The sequence below is a fragment of the Anaplasma centrale str. Israel genome, assembly GCF_000024505.1.
GTDB classification, from domain to species: Bacteria; Pseudomonadota; Alphaproteobacteria; order Rickettsiales; family Anaplasmataceae; genus Anaplasma; species Anaplasma centrale.
This window is the reverse complement of sequence record NC_013532.1, coordinates 568,042-593,676: the sequence shown is the minus strand read 5'-3', so window position 1 is coordinate 593,676 and position 25,635 is coordinate 568,042. Positions and strand designations below refer to the sequence as shown.

The window sequence follows — 25,635 nt, the reverse complement described above, 5'->3', positions numbered from 1 at the left end:
TGTACACACCATTTATGCGTAGGGTGGTGTCTTTGACGCATTTTAGCGGATAATTAATACTTTAACGATATTATACGCAGTGCAACTCGCTTGCTGAGCGTGATTGTCACACATACAACAGCGGTCTGAGGTCCGGCGTCTAAGTAGACGAATGCGGCGTCAGGCGTAATTTCGGTAAGTCAGCTATGTCTCTCGAGAATCCCAGCGTTCCTGATTCACATGATGAAAATGATGAAAAAGCTAGCGGTCAAGGCACTGCTGCGCCTGCAGCACACATAGAAGAGACGTCGGAGAAAGAAGTTGTAGAGCCTTATGCCCCACCGCTGCCCCCAAGAGAGGTCGCGAGGTACGCCCTGGTCGACGCACTAGGTAGTATGCGGCGCGACGATTACGCAGACTTCGTTAAAAATCTCGATCGTGTGCCCAAGGGGCATGAAAATGCTTGGCTGTACGAAAGCGATCTCAAGACGCTACTTCACTATGCATGTTCCACAGGAGATCCAAAATACGCCAGCTACCTGCTGGGACAAGGATGCAGCATGGCAGCCATTGACATTCAGGCAAATACACCGCTACATGACGCGGCAGCTGCGCCGGATGAGCAGTCCGCAGCTAGGCTGCGACTGGTTCTGGAACATCTTGGGAAAGGAAACCCTGTTGAAAACGCAATCAACCTCAAAGGTGAGGCGCCTATACACTCTGCTGTTGCCTGTGATAATCTAGAAAATGTGAAGACATTCGTTAGGTTTGGCGACTACGGACTGCAAGATTTAGAATCACGATCATTTCTTCACCGAGCGGCGCGGAACCAAGGCGATGATTTCACATCACGCATTCTGGAACATATGCAAGAGCAAGTCAGCGCATCGCCAGAAATGGCGAAATCCTATGGGGCGCTGCTGTGCTCTGAGGACTTGAGTGGTTACCTGCCAGTGCATTATGCGGCCACACGTGGACTGGAAAACGCTGGTATTATAATGCTCAAGGAGACCGTCGCGGCAGCAAAGCTGCTCAAAGACGAGGAAGGCATCAAAGAAATCCTGAAACACATGGGTGGCACCGGCAACACAATTATGAACTGCGCGGTAAAAGGCAGGTGCGTGTCATTGCTGGAGCAAGTGGTTGAGGTTTATGCACAACACTACAAAGCCGGGTTCTCCATTCAGGACGACGAGCAAAGAGCACCTATCCACGGTGCGGCCAGCTATGTAAGTGCGGCTCTTTTTGCACTGATGCTCAAAAACACACATGTTCGAGCATATAACAAGCCCACGGCCGATGGTACAAACCTGCTAAATGCGGTAATGCAGGACACGGTCGATCGTTCTAGGCGACAGCAAAAGATAAAATTGTGTCTAGATGTTCCCGACATTGCATCGTGGATAAACACCCCTGGGCCGAACGGGAGGGTTCCGCTGTGTGAGATGTACTTGGAACAGGGCGGCGTGGAGTATGTGCGAGATTTGCTGGAGAGCAGCGATCGTGTTGACGTAGACAGCCGCTGCACAGATGGTAGGTCTGTAATACACCTCGCAGCGGAACGTGGTGATGCTAAAGTCTTGGCGATGCTACTGTCAAGTAGGCAGAAGACGAAGGGGAACGCGAAATTCCCCGCATCCAAAGGACAGGTCACTCCCGCAGTTCACGTGCTAAACACTAGGGGCGACGACGCTGTTACCCTTGAAGTTATCAAGCAGCTCGTACCCCACGAACCTTCTTTGGAGGACGTAGCACTCTGTGCCGCACGCTCTGGGAATTATCGCGTACTAAGATACGTAACCGATCTAAGCCCAGAACACGGTGGGATTGATATAAACCACGCGTTCGTGAACGCCAAAGGCAACGCAGTGAGCCTCTGTGGCGAGCTGCTGAGAAACGGGCATATTAGAATTGTGGAAAAGCTGGTAAAAGCTAAGGGTGCCAGACTTGAAGGAGTGGACCACCAGTGTGCACTATCCTCCGCGATTCAAGGAAAATGCTTTGCAGGCAGTGGGGGAAATATCGCCGGTGATGTCTCTCTTGAGCGTCTTTGGGAGAGTATAAAAATATTTTTCGCCGAAGCCGCGGATACGATCATCGCGATTTTTTCCAAAGGCATGGCAGTTAACCGTGGTATAAAATCTCTCATGGCCGATGGAGCAGAGATTCGTGGCTACGAAGTAGATGCAACCGCGCGCGGGGATGATGATATACCATTGATTTTCGCGCTCAAGGGCGTAGAACGGCCAGACCCAACCTTAGTGCGGTTTCTGATTAGAAATGGAGCCGATGTCAACTGCCGCGATAGTGCCGGTGATACCGCATTGCATGTTGCAGTTGGGTTGCTAAAATTCCCCGATAAGGTGGAGTGTGCTCAGGAGTTTGTAAATTTGCTTTGTGCCCGCGGTGCCTCTACACGCCAGCGCAACACTCAGGGTTATACCCCACTTCACTTGGCAGCCGCATACAAGAATTTGGCCGCGTTTGATAGCATATTGAAGAGTAATAAGCTCAGTGCGCTGGATCGCTCCGTCATAGACGGGTCTTCGGCGATGCACGTCGCAATGAAGAGCGGTGTAAGCGAAGCTGAAATTGTAAGAATGCTGGAGAGCTGCAAGACAATGTTGGCTCCAAACGAGCTTTCACAGATGTTGAGCACATATGACTCAAGTGGTAACACCCTGATGCACGTAGCTGCGAGCCTGGATTTCAAAAACGTTGTAGAGTTCGGCCTAAAGAATGGCGCACAAATGTCTATCGTCAATGCGTCTGGTAAGCTAGCCCACAACCTCGCCCCACCTAACGGCCGCATAGCCGCAAAGACCCTCCCCATAGGGGACTCAATAGCTCACAAAATGAGCGCAAGGGTTACCGCCGAGGGAGGGGAACGTAGATACACTACGGTGAAAATGGACTCTGAGTTTTCTGCGACACATACCAACCGTAGAAGCCGCAGTACCGGGGTGGCACCTCACCAAAGAGCAAGTAGCGTTGCGGGCAGCACTCCCGTTCCAGCAACAAACAGTGCAAATGATCCTAACAGTAGAGGCCACGGTGCGAATGATCCTGGCGGTGCGGGTGGTGCCTTATATCCAGACCTCGACACGGGTATGGGTCCTTCCGCGGGCGCCCAAGGGCCCAGCGCGCAGCGACCTAGCGCCCCCCCTATGTTTACAACCCCTGGTGATGTGGTAGCTGGCGGACCAGACGGTGACGCAGCACACTTACAAGGTCCTGTGCCACTGTCGTCATATGCTCGGCGCGTGCTGACAGGAGGAGGGCGGAGAGGTTCCGGTGGCTCGCCTCCCCCATATTCGGAGGCCATAGCTAATGATGATGTCCCTACAACACCCACTAACGTAAGTCAAGATCCTGAAGAACGGGGCATTGCTGCTGGTCCGGATGTTGCGGATCAAGGCATTACGAGTTCGGCCGCAGACCAGAGTGAAGGTAAGGGCATGGCATCGGCAGCACAGGATGTTGAGGCGGATAGCCAAGATATTACCGAGCAACTGGATACTGCACTACACACAACATCCACTAGTGTAAGTCAAGATCCTGAAGGACGGGGCATTGCTGCTGGTCCGGATGTCGCGGATCAAGGCATTACGAGTTCAGACGTAGACCAAGATGTTGAGGCTGAGAGCCAAGATATTACCGAGCAACAGGATACTGCACTACGTGCAACACCTACTAGTGTAAGTCAAGATCCTGAGGAATTGGGCATTGCTGCTGGTCCGGATGTCGCGGATCCAGCCGTAGACCGGGGTGGTAGCCAAGATGCTGCAACAGCACAAGGCAGTACACGTAGTAGTATAGCTACGCTTTCCAGGATGGAAGAAGCTCTAGAGCTGGCAATGGATTCCACTGGTATTGATATACCAAGCAGCGCTGGAAAGGCGGCACAACTGGTAGGAGCATTTGCTGCAGCACTACGGAGTAAGGGTATTACAGAGCGGGATATTGCGAGTCAACAAGGCATAACGAGTTCGGCCGCAGACCAGAGTGAAGGTAAGGGCATGGCATCGGCAGCACAGGATGTTGAGGCGGATAGCCAAGATATTACCGAGCAACTGGATACTGCACTACACACAACATCCACTAGTGTAAGTCAAGATGCCGCAGCAGCACAGCGGCTGTCGGGCAAATCTACATCAACAGCATCATCTCCAGGCACAGCTCGAGGCACACCTGCTGGTCAGGCTGCATCACAGAGCGATGTTGATAAAGAAACCGTGTCAAAAGCTCTGAGTAAGCTGTCAAGTGCAGCACGAGCGAAGTTGCATCAGAATGAAAAAAGTTCCAACAGTAAATCCTCGGCAATGGATGGTGCTCTGGACGAGGCTGTAGAAGAAGCTGCACAAGATCTTGCAGATGCCATGACACCTGATGGAGGAAAGTCCAGCAGTACCACTTATAAGCAATCAGCTGCACATAGCAAGCCGCCGCAACCCACCAAGTATCTACCCCGCGGTTGGTAGTATTCCGTAAGTTAGAAGAAGTTAGTTGGTTACTGGAGAACAGACCAGCTGTAGGGATACTCGCTAGGAAGGATTCACATGGAGGAAGGGGAGTGCGGAGAGCACTCCCCCTAGAAGGTTACTTTCTCTAGTGTGACCTAGAAGGCAAACCGGACACCGAACTCACCACCGAAGTAAGCCATGGTGAAGGAAGCTACACCAGTTTCCTTATTTCTCCCAGCTGGGCCTGTATAGTCAGCAATAGGGCTAAGAGGTAGCTCATCATAGTCACCATCACCTAGCACCTTATGGTAGAAAGCCCCAGCGAAAGCGGAAATTTCAGGAGTCAGAGCATAACTCAGACCAGCCTTCACTCTGTAGGCGAACTTAGGATTTATATGCCCGTCTACAACACTGATGAAGTTACCACCGATACCAGCACAAGCATAAGGCACAACCCCAATACCGTCAGTCAGGAGGTCATAACAAGCATTGAGCATTACAGAAGTAGACCCAATAGCCCTAACCTCTATCACCTCCGCACCTTCAACAGCTTTGGCAAAAGCTCCAGCAACAACAGCCTTTTCATCAGCTTCCAATGTATTAATATACTGTGTCAGCTTTCTTATTTTCTCAGCAGCAATCAGTTCTTTAACAGCATCACTCTTCTTACCTGAATCAACTTTATTTAAGTAATCAGTCCAACCCCTATTCTTTGTAATCTCCATAGCACTAGTCAATGCAGCCTTCATCACTGTAGCTACTCCACGTTTCTCAGCAATCTCTGTAAGTTCTTCTAGTGCTTTGATCTTGGATAGTGTCTTCTCTAGCTTCACTAACTCCTTACCCTTCAATATGTCTCCCAGTGCTTCCTTTCCTGTAAATGCTTTCTCTACCAGTCCCACAAACAATCCCCACGTCTTTATGCCTTGATTCACTACTCCTTGTTTAGTAACTAGCGCAAGCTTTTCCTTCTCTGCCAGCTCTCTAAGCTGTTTTAGCGTAACCTTCATTTCCTCCAGCTTCTTAGCTCTATCCCCCGGCACTAGCTCATCTAACCTTCCTAGTATCCCCAACTTCTCGGCTAGTCCACCATCTGTATTCTCGCCCAGTCTTCTGGCCTCCAACCTTCCCACCATATCTACACTTAATGCCTTGATCTTCTCTGTAAGTTGTAATCCCCCTTGCACATCTAATTCCCCAGCTTTCTGCCTCTCAGCTAATCTCTTAACTTCCTTAACCCCAGCTAATTCCCTCAATCTCTCTTCCAATCCCAATTCCTTCAGTTTCCTTATTGCAGCTAGTTCTTCTAGTTTGCTCTTGAGATCCTTAAGCTTCACTACTGCCTTTATGCCCTTGAGTCCCAGGCTTGTCACATCCTTCTTTACTTTCTCTACCTCCGCTATCTTCGTTATCACCTCCTTCACCTTCTCTGCTGTCAGTCCCTCCAGATTCCTCTCTACCTTATCCTTCACCGCCTGTAACTTCTCCTTCACCTTCTCATCCTTCAGCTTATCCAAGTCTCCTAGGCTCTCCTTCTCCAGCACCTTCTTGGCTTCCCCCTTTGCCGTCTTTACCTCCTCTATCTTCCTAGCTTCTAGCTGTTCTAGGTCTCCTGGCTCCTTGATTTTCTCTATATCATCCTTAAGTCTCTCCCCCACTCCCTTTATTGTTTCTAGTTCTTCTAGTTTGCTCTTGAGATCCTTCACCCCCTGCACCAGCTTCTTTAGCTTTACTGCCGCCTTTTCCCACTCCTCCTTTGCCTTCTCCTCCTTGGCCCCTATCTTCTCCCACTCCTTAACCACCTTCTCCAACTTCTCTATCTCCACCTCCTGTATCTTCTCCTTCACCTTCTGGAGCTCCTTTACCTTTATCTTTTCTATTTCCTTAAGCTTCTCCTTCAGCTCATCCCTTTCCTGCTTTACCTTATCCCACTTCTTTATCTCCTCTAACTTCTCCAACGCCTTCTCCCACTCCTTCAACTTCTGCTCCTTTGCCATCGGCCCTAAGGTGATCATGACCGTATCCCACTTCTTTAGTGCCTCCACCTTTGCCTGCCCCAGCAGCTTATTGATGTCCTCTCCCAAAGTGGTCACCACTGCCTTCCTTGCAGCTTCCACCTCAGTCTGCAGTTTCGTCTCCATCTCCCCTATGCTGTCCTTCACCTTCTGGATCTCTTCATCCTGCAGCTTCTCAAGTTCTTCTAACCACTTAAGTTCTCCAAGTTCAGCTAGTTTACTTACTTGCTTTTCTAATTCATGTTGTAACTTCACTAACTCATCAGCTCTACTTAGTTCTTGAATAACTAGTCCCTCATCAACTCCTACCATCTCTCCCATCAGGAATGTATCACCATCAGCACTAGGTACTGCACTACCAAGTACTGCACTACTAAATACAGCCCTTACAGGACTAGCTGTTCCTGCTCCTATACTATCTACTACTTCCTTCCTAAACCTCTTCACATCCCCCATAGACATCCTACCCAATGCACTGGATAGTAACTGACCCCTCACTGTATCTAATGTTAGATCTCTACCTAGAAGAAATGCTGTGTTATCTCCCCCCTTAATAACAAACCTCTCATACCCTACTTCAACTTCAACCCTGGCTCCTCCTAGTCTGTACCCCATGCTTCCCCCGAAGGTGCAGGTGCTGTTTCCAAACTCTAGGTCTTTCAACGGGGTTGTGAAGTTGAAGTGATGTGAAGAAAAACTATCATACTCACCTTCTTTATCCAGGAGTGGGAATAGGCCTGCTTCTTCAAACTTCACACCAGTGATGCCGTTCATGCAGATATTTGTGCCTCTGCAATCCCCTTTTTGAATCTCCGCACCAACAACTCTGGGCTTTGTCCCGGTGCTTTTACGCCCAAAGCTTTCAGTGCCCCTTCCAGTCCCTTCTCCAGCTCCCCAGTCTGTGTGGCAATGCCCATTGACGACATAGGATGACATAAACTCGGGATGCGAGGAAGGCGAGCCGGCGGCCCTATGCGCCGAGCAAACAGCGGCGGTAGTTGGGATTCAGTGGGCGCTGCGCTTGAGCCCGCGGCTAGTAGTACAGTTTGTTTTTCCTAATCCGAAAATCCAGCGCTTCTTCCCAAACGTCCCCATTGCAGAGCAACTTTTCTTTGTTATACATCAACTCTTCCCTGGTTTCCGTAGCATACTCGAAGTTGGGGCCCTCGACTATCGCATCTACAGGGCAAGCTTCCTGGCAGAAACCACAATATATGCACTTCGTCATATCTATGTCGTATCTCACGGTTCTGCGGCTGCCGTCATCCCGCTCTTCTGCCTCTATAGTAATCGCCTGTGCGGGGCATATAGCCTCACACAGCTTGCAGGCTATGCAGCGCTCTTCCCCATCATCATACCTGCGTAGGGCATGCTCCCCACGAAACCTGGTGCTTAACGGACCCTTCTCGAAAGGGTAGCGCAGCGTGACTTTAGGTTTGAACATGCTAACCAACGTCAACAGAAACCCTCTAACACCCGCATAGGCGATTTTAAATAGAACCCCAACTCGCCGCATATGCCACCCTACATCTACTATCTTACAGCACGAAATACCCGATCCATCCTAAGCTCAAAGGGCAGCCACCCTTTACTTCTCTTGAACGAAAGCACAATTATCAAAGCCTTGCCTACAATGTTCTCTATAGGTATGTTACCAACCTCTGTAACGAAGCGGCTATCCCTGGAATCATCCCGGTTGTCCCCCAGCACAAAAACATGCCCCTGGGGCACTACATACACTGGGGTGTTGTCCAAGGAGCTGTTCTCGATCTCATCTAGCACCTCGTAGGACTTGCCATTGTATAAAGTTTCCACATACCGTTTGAAGGACTTGGTGCCGTCAAAAAAATCCTCCACGTGTTTGTAGCTCATTTCCTTACCGTTTATGTGCAGGCGCCCACCAATTATTTGCACCCTATCGCCTGGAAGGCCGATGACCCTCTTGACGTAGTTGGTGCTGGGGCTCGCGGGAAGGCGAAACACAACGACGTCACCAGCCTGAGGGGGAGTGTACAGCACCCTACCCTTGAAGATGGGCGGAGATAGCAGAATAGAGTAACGGCTGTATCCGTAGCTGTACTTACTAACGAATATGTAATCCCCAGCAAGCAACCCGCTCTTCATTGAACCAGAAGGTATGTGAAACGGTTCCATCACGAAACTGCGAAAAACGACCGCAGTCACCAACGCAGCAGCCACCACACCCAAAACTCTAAGTAGGGAAAGACCTCTCCTCCCCTCAGGAACAGAAGACAAGTACTCCTCCTACAACGAAAAACTGTTCCCGCAACCACAACCAGACTTAGCCGCAGGGTTGTTAACCACAAACCTGGAGCCGTTAATGTCTTCTACGTAGTCTATTGTGGAATCTTTCAAGAACTTTCGAGAGCAACGGTCCACAAACAATATCGGCCTGCCTGAAGCATCGGAAAGTATCAAGTCTGACCCGCCTTCAACCTCATCGCTGTCTTCTTCGTCACCATCCATATCGTCAAATCCTGAATCATCCTCCTCCGGGTATTCGTCATCTGCATCGTCTTCGTACGGCCCGGTAGTAAACTCGTACTTGAACCCAGCGCAACCTCCACTTTGCACCGAAACCTTAAGAAGTGACGACCCGCCCTCCTCTTGCAACACAGCCATGATCTTATCAACGGCACCCTCGGTCAGGGTAAGCCCACAACTTTCTAGATCGGACATAAAAACAACCGCGCTAACAAAAACCCCGGCGAGTGTATCATGAACTTTTTTAGTATGTCAAACAGATTGAGGAATCGCCACAACACGGTACAAGCAGCCCTCCACGCGATGGAAAAGCGGCGCAGTTACGCCATAATTTTCTTGTAGCCATCCTAATATCCAACACTCAACATTTGCGCAAACATGCCCCAACTTTTTGCAGTACCCGTCACGGCGTACAAGTTAACTGGTTCATTTACCTCACAGATATGCTTACGCGCAATATTGAAAAAATCAATATACTTTGCCAGCAAACTATCAAGCTCACCACCAGACCTCTAACACAACACATGGCAAACCAGACGGCCACTTCCAACCTCGCCGCAAATGTGACAAACATGCACATGGCACCACGTGTGTGACACACCAGGTCACGTGTTTACCATATGTTAACATAACTGAAGGTAGCATTTTTATAGGCTAACACAATCCTGAAGGGTGGCTGTATTGGCTGGAGCGCGATCTCAGCCTCACGCAGCTTCCGGGATGTGTTTGCTCTAAATCCAATTCCGACGTCCAACCAGGAAAACTCATATGACTGAAGCAACACAGGGCAGCCCCGCTGCGACATATAGTAATGGTGCAGCTAGCCGTTTATGCGATACCGGCGCACGATCTGCATCAGATCCCTATAGCTTATATAAAAGCGGGGGTTTCGCCACACTTCAGGAGTATTTAGACAACAACAGTGCTGCAAATGGTGCAACATTAGGTATCGGCACCAATAATTGCATACTGACAGATGCAGTAAAAAACGGTGATGTAAAGACGGTTGAGCTGCTCTGTGACCGATTTTCCGCCTCGGTGCTACAGAGAACCCTTCACCTTGACAGCGCAAGCAAGTCTTTGATGGACCAGGTTATCGAGTGCAATGCCACAGGAAACCCGGCACTCGCTTTAGAGATTCTAAAAAAGTTGTGCAACACCTGCGCTAGCGAATGCGCAAAACAAGGACAGAAATTCGGCGCCGTCGCCCGGGACCTCATCCAATCTCTGCTCGGAGTAACCTCGCAGTCACAACACAGTGACATTGCGTCCTATGCCGCAGATGTGTCTTGGGAGTACAGTGCCATTAGTGATGCCACAGAACTGCAGGAGGCGCAAGATAGGAGAAGGCAGGAGTCAGAGCAATATCTACAGGAGGTGGAGAGTGCTCATGCCCGATCACATGGCGGCAGTACGCACACGTCCGGTGCATCCCCACGCGCGGGCGTCGCGGGCACAAGGCATACAGTCGTCGCAGAAGTTCACCGCCAAGCAGACAGCGACACCAGCCATGATAGTATCGCAAAGCACGATGATGCGCAGCGCGAGCAGCAAACAGAAAATCAGAATATCACCGCTGAGCAGCAGCATACCGATGATGGTGGAGCAACAGAATCAGATGCCGTAACAGCAGCAAGCGCGTACAGCACCAACGATGATGGCGCTGATGAGCAACACAAACCCCTGGAAAATCAACGTGAATCTGAACCATCCGGGCCGGAAGTGCAACAGGAAACAGCTGCGCACAAGTCGCAATACAGCGCGGTGGATGTCGCGGGCAGCACTGAGGAAGCACAGCGTCTCAATGCTCAAGAAGGTGCGGAACGAGAAGGCACAGATGGCGGTGCGGCCAGTCTAGACAGTACAACCACAACAATAACTGCCGACAGCGCATCAGATCTCGTCAACCCCAGCAATGACGTAGATGACAACAGTGAGTTAGAAGAGGTACAGCAAGGTGAGGACGAAGACCAACATCTGGACGCAGAGATGTCTACATTGTCCAGTGAGGAAGCCGATCAGCTGCACAACGCCGTTACACTTGATATCGACACATCGGTAGATCCGACAGACAGTGACGCTGCCGTACCAACACGTAAAGCAGCATCGTCGAAGATCTCTGTGCGCCCACCAGTACCACCTAGACGCGCAAAAGTGGCGTCGCAGAGGCCAGGTTTGGTGCGCACAACACATCATGACTTCCACACAAAAAGTGCCGAGCATGGTGCTGGAGGTCATGGACAGCTCGGTAGCGGAGTGCCAACAGCATCACCAGAGCAGTCTGGGCGCGATTTCGTGCAGTTTGCAGAGTCAGCTGGGAGTAGCGTTGGCACTGTGGTGGTCGAACTCAAGCGTAGAGGCGCACCGGTTAGCACAGAAACGTTTGGCAAAATTTCTGCAACTTTGAAAAGCCTACGCGCAGGCATCAAGGACGCGAAAGAATACCTGCTTAGCGACACCCCAGGCAGCACTGGAAAGTTCAGGGGCCTGCTAGTCAAAATCAAGGTTGTATTAACAAAACTCCTGGCCGCCATACGCGATTTGCTACGTGAACTTGGCACAAAAGCGAAGGGGCTCTTCAAAACACAGGTGGCAAAACTAACCACTGTCAGGGATACAGTTGCGGATAAAGTGCAGAAGGTAGAGGCAACTCTTGGCCGCAAATCCAAGGCACCGCTTGGTGACTCCGAAGGCATGGTACCCCCAGCAAAGAGGTGTAGAGTAGCAACCTCAACCGCACCGGAATATCGTGCGCACGCTCCCGTCGCACTATGTAATGAGGTGCTTGCAGCCGCAAAACAAGGCAAGCTTGCAGGCACTCTGGCGCAGCACCTTGACGTTTTGGGTGATCCTGAAGTGTTGTACGGAGTGCTGTCACACAGGGATACGGCATCGCGTAGCGCGTTGGGGCTGTGCGTTGAATCACAGAACATTAAAGATATAACCTCCGCAGTTAGGACGCTGGTAACATCAGGCAACCCAGCCCTGAGTGCGGTGCTTGCGTACCACCTGACACAACGCGGAGAAAAGCTGCACGACGGCCAGTCCATTATTCAGAGAATCATAAGTGCAGCGGCTAGGAGTTCTGACGCGTCCGTAGCAGGCGACGTGAAAGATCTTGTCGCGGAAATCATAGGCAAGTTGTGTCCGAGCTCTGGCGGCGTAGCGCAAAGATTGCTCGCAGGGCATGTGGCACTTGCAGCTTTGCAAGCTGGTTCCGAGGATATTCTCACCCATGCCATGACAGTTGCTGCAATACCGGAAGGTAGTCTCGTGCACAACCCGACACAGGATGCCATGGTCGCAAGCGTCACGACGTGGATTGAGAATGTGGACGATGTCCAACTAGAAAATGCCATACGCGTCGGAATGTCACTGCTCAAGTCATCCGGAAAGGTATCTTCCAGCGCGACACAGGATATGGTTGCCAGGTGCCCTCGCCCATCAACCGCCGTACTAGTTTACAATATAGCCTGCGAGCTCGGCATCATAGATCCGACAGCTCGTTGTGGTGTGGGTGCCCAAGCTTATGCAATACAGTATGAGCTTGTAGGAGCTTTGAGCGCACTGCGCTCCGCTATGTCCAAAATCAGCAGCACTGGGGAAAGCGCTGGTCTGCGCAACAGCGCTGAGAAGTTAGCCGAACATCTGAACGCCGTCTTCACAGACGTGGCTGCCCTAACGAGCGAGCAGTGGGTACACATCACCTTGCAGCTCATACCGCGCGTTCAGGCTCTAACCACAAAGGTGCAACACATCTGCAGTGATATCGCCTCTGGCGTCTCTCCAAAGGAAAGTGTGGTCACCCCTGTGGTACACGACGCGCAACAAATATCGCAGATGATTCGCGACGTAGTCAGTCGCCACCCGGCACAGTCTAGGCAACACACGCTTCAGACGTTCGATATGGAAGGAGCGGCACTGGGCTTAGGGACACATCCTTTGGCGGCAGCGTATGGACAACTGTATACAGCCTTAGAGAGCGCACATAACGCATACAAGGGGCCGTTCCGCAACATAAGCATTGAGAATTTCGCCAATAGTTTGAGCGACGCTAAGAGGGACGTAGTAAGCGCGATGAGCCTCGCAGCAAGCGCTGATATCGGCCCTGTGGATGCATACGGGCTGGATATCAATAACGCAACACGTAAAATAGCTGATTCTATTTCTGAGAACCCGCACATCGTTTTCTGTGACCAACAGGTAATAGAAGAGATGTTACATGCGGCGGCTTTGCTGGAACTAGCCACAACACACAAAACGTTGGATGCACGCAGGGATGCTGACGCAGATCGTACTCAGGATGAGCTTGTAAGCAGCTTCAGAGAAAAGGCCGCTGACGCCTATTATCACATAACACAGGCACTTAACATTGTCGGAGAGCGCGGTAAAGTCGCATTACGCGGAGCCAAAGGCAGTGGTTTGGCCGCAGTGCGCGACAGCTTGGTAAATGCAGGTGGCTACGTGAAGCGGGCCGTAGCGTCTATCTCAAACAACATGCGCGTCACAACCGTACTGGAAGCAGAGGCGTGGTTGCAATACGGTAAAAACGAATTATCGCGCCTGGGAACACGGATTAGAGATAAGAGCACGCTGCTACATACACACCTGCAGGAAGTAGCACATAGAATAGCCGAACACGTCACCAGTGCTCTTGCTTCACTGCGCCTAGCAACTCAGATTTTGAAAGATATAGTTGTCTACGCAATCAGACGGGCCTCCGGTAGGGTACGGGTTGGTGACAGCCTGAGTAATTCAGAAAGCAGCCTACTGGACGTGATACCAACAATACATATAAGGATAGACGATGCTGCAACAGCGCTTGCTCGCAAGGGTAAGTACACCAGCCAATTGAGAGAAGCGCTGCATTCTGCGGATTCCGTGCTCGCAGAGATAAGTAGTGCCCTGTCATCCGGAAAGCGTGATTTCCTAGATGGTAACGCGCCGCACCTGGTTCTGCACGCATGTGCGCGGGAGATATCCCAACACGATTTCTCCGCTACACCGCAACTCAGCAGCAAGATGGATGCTGTGCTAATCGACCTGGAGGGCGTAGTTGGTAGACTAGTAGATATAAAGGCACAGAGTACTTTGGAGCAATCTCCGGCCGTAGAAGTCTCCGGAGAGTTTGTTCGTAACTCACTAAAAACACTCGCATATACGTTGCAGGTGCGCTCTGCCGTAGCCGGGGTACGTGCTGTAGTCCCGGATAGTCGGCTAGCAGAAATCGCGCAAATGCTGCCGGCTTCTGACGGCCAGTTTGTCATCACCAGTGGAGCTGACCTCGCAGTAGCGTTTAGAGCAGTAATAGAAGAGCATCACATTTCTCACGTAAAGAACGCACCCGGTAGAGTTGCCCCAATTGTGGCGTTGAGCGAGATATCAAAAGCAGTGGAAAAGGGTGGCGCGCAGCGGTCAGCAAGAACTGGAACAGATAGCGCGCATGCCGCAGCTGTCCCGGTAAAATTTATCTATAATGCCCTGGTGGCGTGCTCCAGAGCAATGCAGCTGAGCACAGCTATAGATGGGATTAAGGCACGAGCATCAAGTGATATGTTGACCAAAATCATGGTCGCAGGCCTACCAACAGATGCCAGGCACAGCCATATGGTTTCCGATGCAAACGTCATCTCTGCCATGATGGACAACTTAATCCGGTGGCACAGGGGTTGCATGCACCAAGATGCGGTACATACCGCGCGTAACTCCCTGAATAGAGGCTGTCTAGACCTTGTGAGAGAAGTTATCAATCAAAAGAGCACATTCGATTTGGATAAAGCAGTCCCTGCGCACGTCTATTCGACTGAGCCCCGTGTAGCATTCTTAGAAGGAGTTGTAGAGCAAGCACTCGTAATGCGCGACGGCGGCCATTCAAATATGCAAGAGGGGGTCGACGGCCGAGGCGGTCGCACCGTCTCTGTTGGTGCAGGAGTCGCAAACGGCATAGTCGTGGCGGTAATGAGTGCGATACAGGACGCTGTCACCCGCGATAGAAGAGGTCGTGCTGTTCCCCCAGGCGTACCGGTTGATGTAGTTGAGCGTATCGCGTCAGAAGCAGTGGGCACATCTAAAACTGTAAACCTGTCTGCACAGATGGTCTACGATGCGTTTGAGCACCTTGAGCGCGAAATGTTGAAAGCGGGCACGCTCGCTGTGGATACAAAAATCGGGGATGAGTTGGTACAACGGGTTGCAGGCATAGCAATGCACATTGCAACTCAATACACCGGTAGTGACATCGCGGCACGCGACGACCGCCACGCGCTACTCCGACGCGTGGAAAAGATGGCAACATCTCTCTACATAGAAACCCAAAAAGAACATTGCCGGAGTGCGGTACGCGTTGCATTGCAAGAGATGCAACAAAACGTGGGGGATGACCAACATTTGGTGCGAGAAGCAGCAAAGTACGCAATTGCATTCATTACCCGCAGTAGCAGCGAGCATGGGGTGCCCGTCTCGGATTGCGTCTCACTAATGCGGGAAATCGCTAATACTTTATCAGCAGGAGACGCAACAGCACGACCTACAATAGAAAAAAGCCTCCTGAGCTCCGTAGCGCGACTTCCCAAACAGCAAGGTGTGGTTGTGATCTCGGAGCAGTGTTTTGCGGATCTATTCACAGCAATTCGTGATTCCGTAAAAAGTGCGGGGCCCGCGGTCAGCACAAAAAGTGGGAATGCTTCTATTGCTGCATCCTTTGCCGGGCTTACTGATGACATGATACAGCATATGGCGCAAGGGGTTACTGCAATCCACAGTGTTGCTTTAGACTTTTGGAAAAATGGCACAGTGGTTGAGGAGAGCAGTAGAGTCTCCGCAAGAGAGGCCGCACAGCATAGTGCTTCTGTAGCAAACAGCGCTGATAATGTCCCTCTAGCTTTTGCGCGTACCGCACTTGCCGCAGCCATGAGTGCCGTAAACGAATCTGTCGTCATAGCAAATCGCATGGAGGCATCCCGTGTTACTGAGCAGCAAATCATGGAAATTGTAGATGCGGAACTTGATATTGACCAATCACAATCGCCGAGTGAGCAGCCCGCTACTGTTAGAATAACCAGTAGTATGGTACATGGCATGCTCGCCAAACTTGGTGAGGCAATACGGGCACCCGACGGTGATAGGCGAGTAAGCGGCGGAGTTCACATTTCAGAAGACTTGTACCCAACAATAGCGAAAATCACCGTATCCGCGATTAAGGACGGTATAACAGCAAGTGACAGCACCGCTAAAACATTGCTTGATCGTCTGCAGCGCAGCATCCACACAGCGTGTGGCACCGCCATCACCCTACCAACAGCAGAGATGGGTTCCCATCTGGCAAGGAACGCGATAGAGGGCAGCACTCCAGCGTTAGTGTTAGATTTAGCCGCGGTGTTTGCCGGGTTGAATGACGCAAAAAGTGCAATGGAGGGCATGATAGCAGCCGGCAATAAAAGTAGTAACCTGAATGCAGCACAAAAAGAGCGCATACGCTTCGCCATAAGTGAAACAGAGAGCCTTATGGAGCGCGTGAGTACTAGTAACATAAGGATCGGGGCTGAGCGCGTACAGGACGATATTAGACTGATTGTCAGCACCCTTGCAAACATGCATCATGATGCAAATTTGACTCTCAGTGACTCATGCACAGTTAGTGCCGTACGCGGCACTCTCGTTGCCCAACTTGGGTTGGTGGAAGCATGTGCAGGCGAACACGCGAAGGTGGCGCGGGAAGATCATCGTGAAGGGCGCGCTGCCCCCGTTTTAGTTGAGGTTGACCCTGCTGCAGCTAGTGCGTTGCAGCAAAATGTGCACATATCACCCAGCACCCAAAGTGGCACAGCATACGACAAATCGGTCGTGAATTTGGGACGGGCCACACGGCTACTTGGAAGCGTAGATCAGCTTCTTTCCCACAACGGGACGTACAACACACTGCAAGGCAGACACCTGATGCGCCATCTTGAAGCTGCCGGGCACAGTCTGAGGGAGGCACAGAGGGTAGCGCGGCTATTGCTCCTCTACAGAGTTGCTGACGGACGCGACGCAGAGTCTGTGCAGCAACAGGAAAAGAAGTTTCAGGACGCTGTTGCACGCAGCCAGGAGTGCCTGCTGACTGCCAGACTCGTGGCGGCTCCGTTGTCGCAAGATTCCGTCCTAATGCTCAATGGGCTATGCGACGCAGTCACATTGCTACAAGAAACGCAGCGGCGGGACAGCCAGAGGGTACTGGAAGAGGGCCTGGCGTCGCAGATCTCCAGAATGGTTTCTCTGGCTAGAAGCGCGACAAGCAGCGTACATGGAGCGGAGGTCGCCGAAACCGGCGTGTCTGGCCGCAGAGCAGCGGTGGCACATCGCCAGGCACTGATGAGTTTAGGTGCGGTTGAATGCCTGCTCGGGTTTCTCGATGATGCACGTGCGCCGCGGGATGCGCGGCTCATAGCGCAGGTTTCAAAGCATCTGGAAAATTGCAAAAACAGTTTGCAGGCGCAGCTTTCCCTCAGGCGCAGCTCTACCCTTACAGGAGGCGCACAACAGAACACTTCGCAGCATTGCGATGCCCTGGTGCAAGTTGCTATGCATGCCGTGCACATTGCACACGACCTTATACGCGAACACGGACGCAACGTCAGCCAAAATGACATTTTAAACGGGTGGCAAGCCCTTGCCACAGACCCCAGCGGTAGTATGCAGCCAAACGAGGTGCGGCTGCGCGCGGCTGCGCTTGTGGATGTGTACGAAGCTATGCGTGATGCAGGTGCGCTGGTTTCTGAGACGTGCGTAGAAACTGGAAACAATGGTTTCGCGCCCCGTAAGAGCGCGTCTCAGGTATTATGCGAATCAGTACATGCATCGGGGGCAAGAGTTACCGGTGCTCCACAACACCAGGAGGTTGACCGTGAACTTACCATACTGGCCGGCGACGCGGTGGGCGCAAAGGCTCTTCTGAACCAAGTGTTCACCAAGCTTGCAAGTTATGAAGACCACGGCATAGCGCAGCTAAGGGGCAATATAGAATATGCTACTGACACAATGCTAAACCGCAACCGCGGGATTGCAGCATCTGAAGAAGTGGCACAGCTACTTGGCAAAATTGCGGTGCTGACTAAATCCGGACTCAAAAAGTTAGCTACAGCCGCAGAGGCAGCGAGCTCGATAAGTACGAAAGACTTGGCAAAGGTCGACGGCGCTCTTACACAACAGGCCCATGCACGGCCTAAAGCAGGTTTGGCCCCTGCACGCGATCATACACAAACCGTCGCGCAGTGGTTCAGAACTATTACAGATATGTCATCATATGCACACGGAACCGCTGCACCGGGAGTATCAAGTACATCCGACTCCGGTGTGCAGCAATCACAGGGCATGCAGATCGCGGACGTTTCGGGTAAGCTAAAGCAGGTCGTGCAGTTATTGTACGGCTACGGGCTTGGCACAGAGCTAGACACCGTGCGGGAGGATATAGTCAAAGCCCTAAACAACGCTGTTGGCATGCTCCCACTGATTACAAAACAAGGAAGCTGCAGTGTGCCAGACGCCCTGCACCCGAACACCGTCAGCATGGTATTCCGGTTGGAGGGTATCGGTGTTCCACAAGATGACATTGACAGCCTAGTAGCGAAGTTTGAGGTCATTGCCTCTAAGTTATCGTTGCTGACGTCACTCACTAACTTACAGGATGTCGCTAAGAAACTCAAAGCCATACAAGACTCCGATGCCAAGGTGCAGGACGCGGCAGGAAAGTTTGACGGAATTGTAAGGCAAGTGTCTGATCTCACAAAATCAGTCATAGAGAAAATTGATGACGCGGTGCCGGTACGGGGCCTAGAAGCGTTGGGTGCTTATGTTAACCGCGTTGTAAAACAGGAGTTGAGGAATGTTGCGACCAGCGCGATCACACGTAGCTATGAGAGAATGGGTCTACGCGGACTGCGCGAGTCTATTGAGAGCGTACGTGGGTCCCTGGGGCGGCAGTTCGTTGTCGCAGATCATACCGTATTGCAGAACATGTTCGGCCTGAAAGATATAGATTCTGCTGAGATGTTGTGCAGTTATGCGACACTGCCACCGGAGCCTGACCGCGTAGCAAGAGTGATAGCGACCGTTGCCAACGCGCTACGCAGCAACCTTATAGACCCGGTGCGTGCTTTGTCCTGCCTAGATGGGATTCTGAAGAACTCCCTTGCTCTGGGAACACTGCACACGGATGAGATGGGCATGTACATGCTGCACGATGCCGACATCACAGATATGTTGATAGCTTTCTACGAGCACAACGACGAAGCTGGCGTCAGGTTTTTACACAGCAGATGCGGCTCATGCATTGTCAATGGCAGCAAAATAGAGAGTGCTGTGCTAGCTAGATTGGCAAACAATGCATCGCTTAACGCGACAGATACGTTACTTCTCGAGCTGTACGAGCGGGACATATTCACCGATCCCGATGTATCAATAAAACGGTGCCAGGATGTGGGGGCTAGTTTCTTAGAAATATACCTAGACAGAGCGTACGGTGCTAGGGGCATCAGTGTGGCGAAGGAACCGGGTACGCAACAGAGCGACATCGGAACCGCCATACAAGAAGAAGAGACCCCGGACTTTTTTGCAAAGCTGTCTAAGACCATACCGGAGGAAGTGGAAGATCGGAAGCAACAACCCTGGCATGTTAGGTTGTGGCAGTGGGTCAGCAACATAGTCGGCCGGTGTTACGCTGTCATAAATGCGGTAATAACACTCTTCTGGAATACGGCTCGGGCACGCCTTAGGGGAATCACAGGTGCAGAAAAGCATGCACCTACGGGGCAGCAGCATGCTACCGATATTAGTTCTGCGCGCTCTACCGGCACTGAAAGCGGAAAAGGGGCACCAGATGCGGGGCATCATCGCGGTACGGACGAACAAGAGGTGGCCTCCGGCTTTTTTGCAAAGCTGTCCAAGACCATACCTGAAGAAGCAGAAGATCGAAAGCAGCAACCTTGGTACGTCAGGTTGTGGCAGCGGGTCAGTAATATAATCAGCATCATTGCCGCGGTGGTAGCGTCCTTCCTGAATACAGTAGTGCAAGCGTGTTTTGGAAAAGCCACAAATGCGAAGAGTGGCGCACCTGAAGAACGGGAAGCGCAGCAGGAGCAGGTCGGTGTTGACACCGCTGCACAAGCAGTGGATGAAGGCCGCACCACACGGGAAGAAGTTGTTGAGGCAGCAAAATCATCCGATGACGCCGAACGTTCTGCGCCAGCTGCAAGCTCTGCACCACAACATTCACCTGATGATGGAGCTGCTCACCCTGAAGGCAGCGACCGCCAGCAACGACAAAACGCGATGGAAGCGGCGGTGCAGGACCCAGGGGACGGCAGCGTGCCTTCAAGCACCATAACGGATCCGGAAGTGGAAGAAGTTAGTGCTGTCCAAAGTCGCCGCGGCAGCGTTCAACAATGAGAGCTCAAAGGCAATCTCATATGATTAAAATGGAGCAGCCCCTCATCCCGCGAACCTGTGTGTTATAACACAAGGAAACGCGGCCTCCCTCGGAGGGCTGCTTCGCACACATGAGCTACGTATCCGGCATCTAGCCTCTAACAGCAGCTACACTGCAGCAGCGCTCACCGCAGCACCACGGGGGCTTCTATGAGGGTTATAGCAGCCTATAGGCGCGCCACCAATCGTGCAGTGAGTATATATAACCCAGCGGAGCCAGATCTCACCTAAGCCATGTAAAACTCCCTCTCAGTGCGATGCATACCCCAGTTTGTGGCGAGCCATATTGCACAGGTACAACTACAAGCCGGGGTACATGATGCACAAGAATCCAGCGCATCAGGGGGCTAATCTCTGCACAAGTGGCTCATGACATCTGCGCAAGCAAGGCGTGCTTCCCGGCAAGGCATCTATCGAATTTAGAAAAAACCAAGTTAAGCTTCTCTACCACAGCGGGGCTACTTTCATGCAAAATTTCCGTATTACCCACAACCTTACTGCGCGTCTTTTCCAGGAGTTGAAGTAATTCCCCTTCTATATTTTGCAACGCCTTGAATTTCTGCTTATCACGCAGGCGCAGGCATTCCATCTCTTTTTCTATCACAAAAACAATCTGCATGGTAAGCTCTGTTATGTATTCAAGGGGCTGCTGCATCGTGACTCACCTAACACTTTGATGCCAGCTTCCGGGAAAAACCTTAACCTTACGTTACGGGGGATATACAAAATTGCCGCGGTGATCTCTTGGTACCACCTACATAACCCAAGTCCCAACTTCTGGCACCCCCTGCCCTTGGCACTCAACCCAACTATACTTACTCACGCTCCTAACCAAGGCTGCCAACACACTTGAAGTGCTTGGTATCACAGACATAACAAAGCCACTATCTATAAACTCCTGGCATCCCAGTCTAACTTGGTACCACACAGCATCTCCCAACCTCTGGTACCTCCTCCTGCCCTTGGCACTCAGCCCAACTCACTACCCAATGTGGCACGACCACCACAGCTCTCTGCACCATCACTGCCTAGCAGCACCGGTGCCGGGCTTGACCGCTGTATGCTTTGAACAGTCAAACTTACTGGCATCACCTATGCCATCACCACTCAACCCAGCAGCAAATTTAGCCATGAGCTTACCAGCACCAAAGAATATAGCTGTAAATACAACCAGCATTACAATAGCAGGCCATGCAAGCTTACCAAAGATAGCCATAATGCTAGAACCTAGTATCACTCCAGTCATGATGGGTAGTCCAAGCTTCTGCACAAACCGTATAACGTTACATATAACAACAGTCGCTGTATCATCAGCTTCAGTACCAGCAGTCTCAGCCCCTGCAGCAGGTACACCATGTAAGATACCCAATGCTAATACTCCAGCAATGAGTAAGAATCTAAGTTTTAGCAACATCACCACTCTCCCAAAACCTCTACGTCCACCCTTGCACTAACTGGTATTACCCTCAATACAGTGGCCATAAGCTTACCTATGGCTGTACATACAACCAGCATTAGGCAGGTTATGCAAGTTTGCCGAGCCATGATGCTAGAACCTAGTACCACCCCTGTCATGATGGGTAATCCCAGCTTCTGCACGAAGACAATGACGTCACAAATAACCTTGGTAGCTGTATCGTCAGCAGTGTTAGTACTGCTGATAGTATCGGCATTAGTAGAACCTGCTGTGATGAATAACCATATCAGGGCTACCATAGCATGCTCACAGCCCTAGAGGGGAGCATTGGGTATAGTATTGGAGGAGCCAGGGTTGAAGTAGAAGTAGGGTATGAAAGGTTTGTCATTAAGGGAGGTAAGAAGTCTAATGAGGATACAGCTTCAGTATTCTTATTAGGAAAGGAGTTAGCATATGATACAGCAAGAGGTCAGGTAGACCGTCTTGCCACTGCTTTAGGTAAGATGACTAAGAGTGAGGCCCACAAGTGGGGTAAAGCAGTAGAAGGTGTTACCGGTGGTGATGAACTGAGTAAGAAGGTGTGCAAGGGTACCACTAGTGGTACTGGTGGCACCAACCAGTGTGGGGTTAACGCCACCAGTGGCACCACCACCAAGATTAGTGCGGTGTTTACTAGCGATACGGAGACAGCGCAGTTATCTACTATGGACACTGCCAGTGGTACTAGTAACACCATCAGCTTGCAGGGGATGGCAACTAACATCAATGGCCTGAGTAAGGAGGACAAGGCTGTTGTTGCTGGGGCTTTTGCTAGAGCTGTTGAAGGTGCGGAGAGCTGTGGTGAGTTGGGCTGAGATGCTGAAGGTGCTAGAGGTTGGGTGACTAGTTGACCTGGGAAAGCAGTGAGTGGTGCCGGTAAGAAGTAGGGGGTAAGTAGAGAGGACAAAGATTGTGGAATGCCACATTGGGTAAGGAAGATGAGATGCAGGTGTTGAGGTACCAGAGGCTGGGAGACGGGTTATGCAGGTGACACCGGTGCAGAGGGCTGTGGTGGCCTTGGGCTGGGATGAGTGCCAAGGGCAGGAGATACAAAGAAGTTGGGAGGTGTCAAGGTAGGGGGTGTCTGGGTTATGGTCAGGTGGTACCAAGGGCTTCAAGTGTGGTGAGGATGTAGGTGATTCTGGTCAGTGTGTTGGCTGCCTTGGTCAGGAGATGAGGTACCGGGAGTTTGGAGATAGTGGCTTTGTTATGTCGGTGGCACCAAAAGCTTCAAGTGTGGCAGCTTTGGTAGTAAGTTGGAAGTGTGAGTGATGTTTCGAGGGAGAGTGGGGATGAGGGGACATTGGCTTATCTGTATTGTAAATTTGGGTAATGTGCGGACGTGTCCGCTGGGCGGGAAGCTGGTGCCAAGTGAAATTATAGGTGAGGTCGCGTTGTGTAGGTATCGGTGTCGTTGATCAGTTTGATGATAGTAGTGAGCTTAAAGGGTGGCGGTGATTTACAGGGTTCCTCGTCTGCACAGACCGTCATAAACTACAACACCAGTCGGGGTTTGTATCCACACCACAGCTGTGCCATGCGCTACAGAAGCCCGTATATACGTACAGGGTAAACCACTAGGCAGTATAACCCATGGCAGGGCATATCTAAACTGCCAACATCTATACGTGCATTATACGCGCATTCAAGTTGCACTCTTCGCCCTTGCAGGCACCCACGCATCTGTCGCGCAATTTACCGCAACGTCCCACACTACGCACTCTTGCAGAGCAATACCATCGGGTAGCGCGCTCTCACCCAATTAGCACACGCACAGGGTAAACCACTAGGCAGTATAACTCATGGCAGGGTATATCTAAACTGCCAACATCTGTACATGCATTACACGCACTCAAGTTGCACTCTTAGCCCTTGCAAAGCGCTTGCGCTCATTGGGGTCTAGGAACCTTTTCCGCAATCTTACGGATTTTGGCGTGCACTCCACCAGCTCGTCGTCGTTTATAAACCCTATCATTTCTTCTAGCGTCATTAACTGCGGCGGAACAAGCCTGACGGCCTCGTCAGAGCCCGCGGCCCGGATGTTGGTCAACTGCTTGCCCTTCAAGACGTTCACTTCGATGTCATTGCCCCTATTGTGCAGCCCGACCACCATACCCATGTATACCTTATCTTGGGGCTTGATAAACATCGCACCCCTGTCTTGAAGGTTAAAGATGGCATACGCAACTGCCTCACCCTGCCCAGTGGAAATCAACACGCCGTTCACTCTACCAGGGATATCACCCTTGTGTGGCGCGTACCCGTGGAACAGGCGATTCATTATGCCAGTGCCTCTGGAATCTGTAAGAAACTCGCCATGGTAGCCAATCAGCCCCCTGGAAGGAATCAGAAACACCATGCGCACCCTGCCCTGCCCTGATGGCGACATATCTTGCATATCGCCCTTGCGGAAGCTTAACTTTTCCATGATTATGCCGCTGTACTCTTCATCAACGTCAATCACCACCTCTTCCATGGGCTCCAGAAGGGCTGACCCTTCCTTCTTAAATAGGACACGCGGGCGCGATACAGAAAGCTCAAAACCTTCCCGCCGCATCGTTTCAATCAACACACCGAGCTGTAGCTCACCTCTGCCGCCAACCTCGTAAGAATCACTGCGTTCCCCCTCTTTCACCGTGATTGCTACGTTGGTTTCAGCTTCGGACAGCAATCTATTTTTGATCACAGTAGACGTAAGCTTGGTGCCTTCAGTACCAGCCAGAGGTGAATCATTCACACCAATAGTCACGGCCATGGTTGGGGGGTCTACGGGGGTAGAGGGAATAGGCACACTTACAGCAACGTCCACAATGCTGTCAGAAACCGAGGCTTTCTCGAGCCCAGCAACGGCTATTATGTCTCCGGCACCGGCTTCATCAACCGGAACACGCTTCAAACCGGAAAAAGACAGCAGCTTGGTCAGCCTGCCGCTCTCCACAACCTCACCGCCCAAGTTTAGCACTTTCACCTGCGAATTGATCTTCGCCCTACCCTGGTATATCTTCCCAGTCAGTACCCTGCCCAAAAACTTGTCTGACTCCAAAAGGGTTAACAGCATACTGAACGGGGCGTTATGGTCATATTGCGAGGGTTTGATATATTCCAGAATCGCTCCAAACAGAGGTGTAAGATCCTTGCGCTCCTCCGACAAATCCTTGACGCACCAACCGCTCCTCCCGGAAGCATAGAGCACGGGGAAATCGAGCTGCTCACTTGTGGCGTTGAGGTTTATAAAAAGCTCATACACCTCGTCCAAAACTTCGCTCACCCTGCTGTCTGGACGGTCAACCTTATTTACCACCACTATTGGCAGCAAATTGGCCTGCAGCGCTTTTGAGAGCACGAACTTCGTTTGCGGCATTGGGCCCTCAGACGCATCAACGAGCATGAGCACCCCGTCTGCCATTGAGAGCACCCTTTCCACCTCGCCACCAAAATCTGCGTGGCCTGGTGTGTCTATCACATTAATCTTATGGCTTCCCCACGTAATCGCGGTACACTTCGCCAGGATCGTAATGCCCCGCTCCCGTTCCAGGTCATTGCTGTCCATCACCCGCTCAACAACTTCCTGGTTATCCCTGAGGGCACCGCTTTGCTTCAGCATGCTGTCTAGAAGCGTAGTCTTCCCGTGATCTACATGCGCAACAATAGCCAAATTACGAACAGATTCGTAATTGTTAGACATAGACCCCCCCGCGACGCAATGGGACAAATCTATAGGATTCGACTAAATAATCAACGATAAAAACCACCGCGC

Annotated in this window: 11 protein-coding genes and 2 pseudogenes; 4 read left to right on the top strand and 9 right to left on the bottom strand. The window is 51.4% G+C overall.

The genetic code is table 11. The features are described from left to right. Nucleotides 1-185 precede the first annotated feature (185 nt). On the top strand, nucleotides 186-4,460 hold the full coding sequence (locus ACIS_RS02585; RefSeq protein ID WP_012880672.1) for an ankyrin repeat domain-containing protein: 4,275 nt from the start codon (nucleotides 186-188) through the stop codon (nucleotides 4,458-4,460). Between the two features lie 137 nt (nucleotides 4,461-4,597). Here the strand turns inward: ACIS_RS02585 and ACIS_RS05270 are convergent. From ACIS_RS05270 to ACIS_RS02565, 5 genes and pseudogenes are all read right to left on the bottom strand, one after another. Continuing rightward, nucleotides 4,598-5,047: pseudogene (locus tag ACIS_RS05270) on the bottom strand (P44/Msp2 family outer membrane protein); the annotation flags it as partial. A gap of 1,959 nt (nucleotides 5,048-7,006) precedes the next feature. Continuing rightward, nucleotides 7,007-7,231: pseudogene (locus tag ACIS_RS05565) on the bottom strand (P44/Msp2 family outer membrane protein); the annotation flags it as partial. A 259-nt stretch (nucleotides 7,232-7,490) separates the two neighbouring features. Then, nucleotides 7,491-7,973, bottom strand: coding sequence for an NADH-quinone oxidoreductase subunit NuoI (gene nuoI / locus ACIS_RS02575; protein WP_012880670.1), 483 nt, complete (start codon nucleotides 7,971-7,973; stop codon nucleotides 7,491-7,493). A gap of 17 nt (nucleotides 7,974-7,990) precedes the next feature. Beyond that, nucleotides 7,991-8,713 (bottom strand): signal peptidase I, encoded by a 723-nt coding sequence (lepB, locus tag ACIS_RS02570; RefSeq protein WP_012880669.1) that lies wholly within the window; start codon nucleotides 8,711-8,713, stop codon nucleotides 7,991-7,993. 9 nt (nucleotides 8,714-8,722) lie between these two features. Beyond that, nucleotides 8,723-9,157: a HesB/IscA family protein gene (locus ACIS_RS02565; protein ID WP_012880668.1), complete on the bottom strand. Its 435-nt coding sequence runs from the start codon at nucleotides 9,155-9,157 to the stop codon at nucleotides 8,723-8,725. Between the two features lie 573 nt (nucleotides 9,158-9,730). Between ACIS_RS02565 and ACIS_RS02560 the strand changes: the two genes are divergently transcribed. After that, nucleotides 9,731-20,383, top strand: a complete 10,653-nt coding sequence (locus tag ACIS_RS02560; protein WP_012880667.1) for a hypothetical protein — start codon at nucleotides 9,731-9,733, stop codon at nucleotides 20,381-20,383. Between the two features lie 406 nt (nucleotides 20,384-20,789). Here the strand turns inward: ACIS_RS02560 and ACIS_RS02555 are convergent, their stop codons facing one another. From ACIS_RS02555 to ACIS_RS02545, 3 genes are all read right to left on the bottom strand, one after another. Beyond that, nucleotides 20,790-21,077 carry a hypothetical protein gene (locus tag ACIS_RS02555; RefSeq protein WP_012880666.1) on the bottom strand — a complete coding sequence of 96 codons (288 nt, stop codon included), beginning with the start codon at nucleotides 21,075-21,077 and terminating at the stop codon, nucleotides 20,790-20,792. A 366-nt stretch (nucleotides 21,078-21,443) separates the two neighbouring features. Continuing rightward, entirely contained in the window at nucleotides 21,444-21,836 is a 393-nt protein-coding gene (locus tag ACIS_RS02550; protein ID WP_012880665.1) for a TrbC/VirB2 family protein, read from the bottom strand. Next, nucleotides 21,836-22,138, bottom strand: coding sequence for a hypothetical protein (locus ACIS_RS02545; protein ID WP_012880664.1), 303 nt, complete (start codon nucleotides 22,136-22,138; stop codon nucleotides 21,836-21,838). The genes ACIS_RS02550 and ACIS_RS02545 overlap by 1 nt, the downstream gene beginning before the upstream one ends. Before the next feature lie 3 nt (nucleotides 22,139-22,141). Here ACIS_RS02545 and ACIS_RS02540 point away from each other — a divergent pair, with 3 nt between their 5' ends. Together ACIS_RS02540 and ACIS_RS02535 are read left to right on the top strand one after the other, a co-directional pair. Beyond that, a complete protein-coding gene (locus tag ACIS_RS02540) occupies nucleotides 22,142-22,693 on the top strand; it encodes a P44/Msp2 family outer membrane protein (RefSeq protein ID WP_049756261.1) in 552 nt (183 codons plus the stop codon). Between the two features lie 265 nt (nucleotides 22,694-22,958). Next, nucleotides 22,959-23,150: a hypothetical protein gene (locus ACIS_RS02535; protein ID WP_037352099.1), complete on the top strand. Its 192-nt coding sequence runs from the start codon at nucleotides 22,959-22,961 to the stop codon at nucleotides 23,148-23,150. Nucleotides 23,151-23,730: 580 nt separating this feature from the next. Here ACIS_RS02535 and typA read toward each other — a convergent pair. Continuing rightward, complete coding sequence (typA, locus tag ACIS_RS02530; protein ID WP_010264770.1) at nucleotides 23,731-25,563, bottom strand: translational GTPase TypA; 1,833 nt, start codon at nucleotides 25,561-25,563, stop codon at nucleotides 23,731-23,733. Nucleotides 25,564-25,635: the final 72 nt, after the last annotated feature.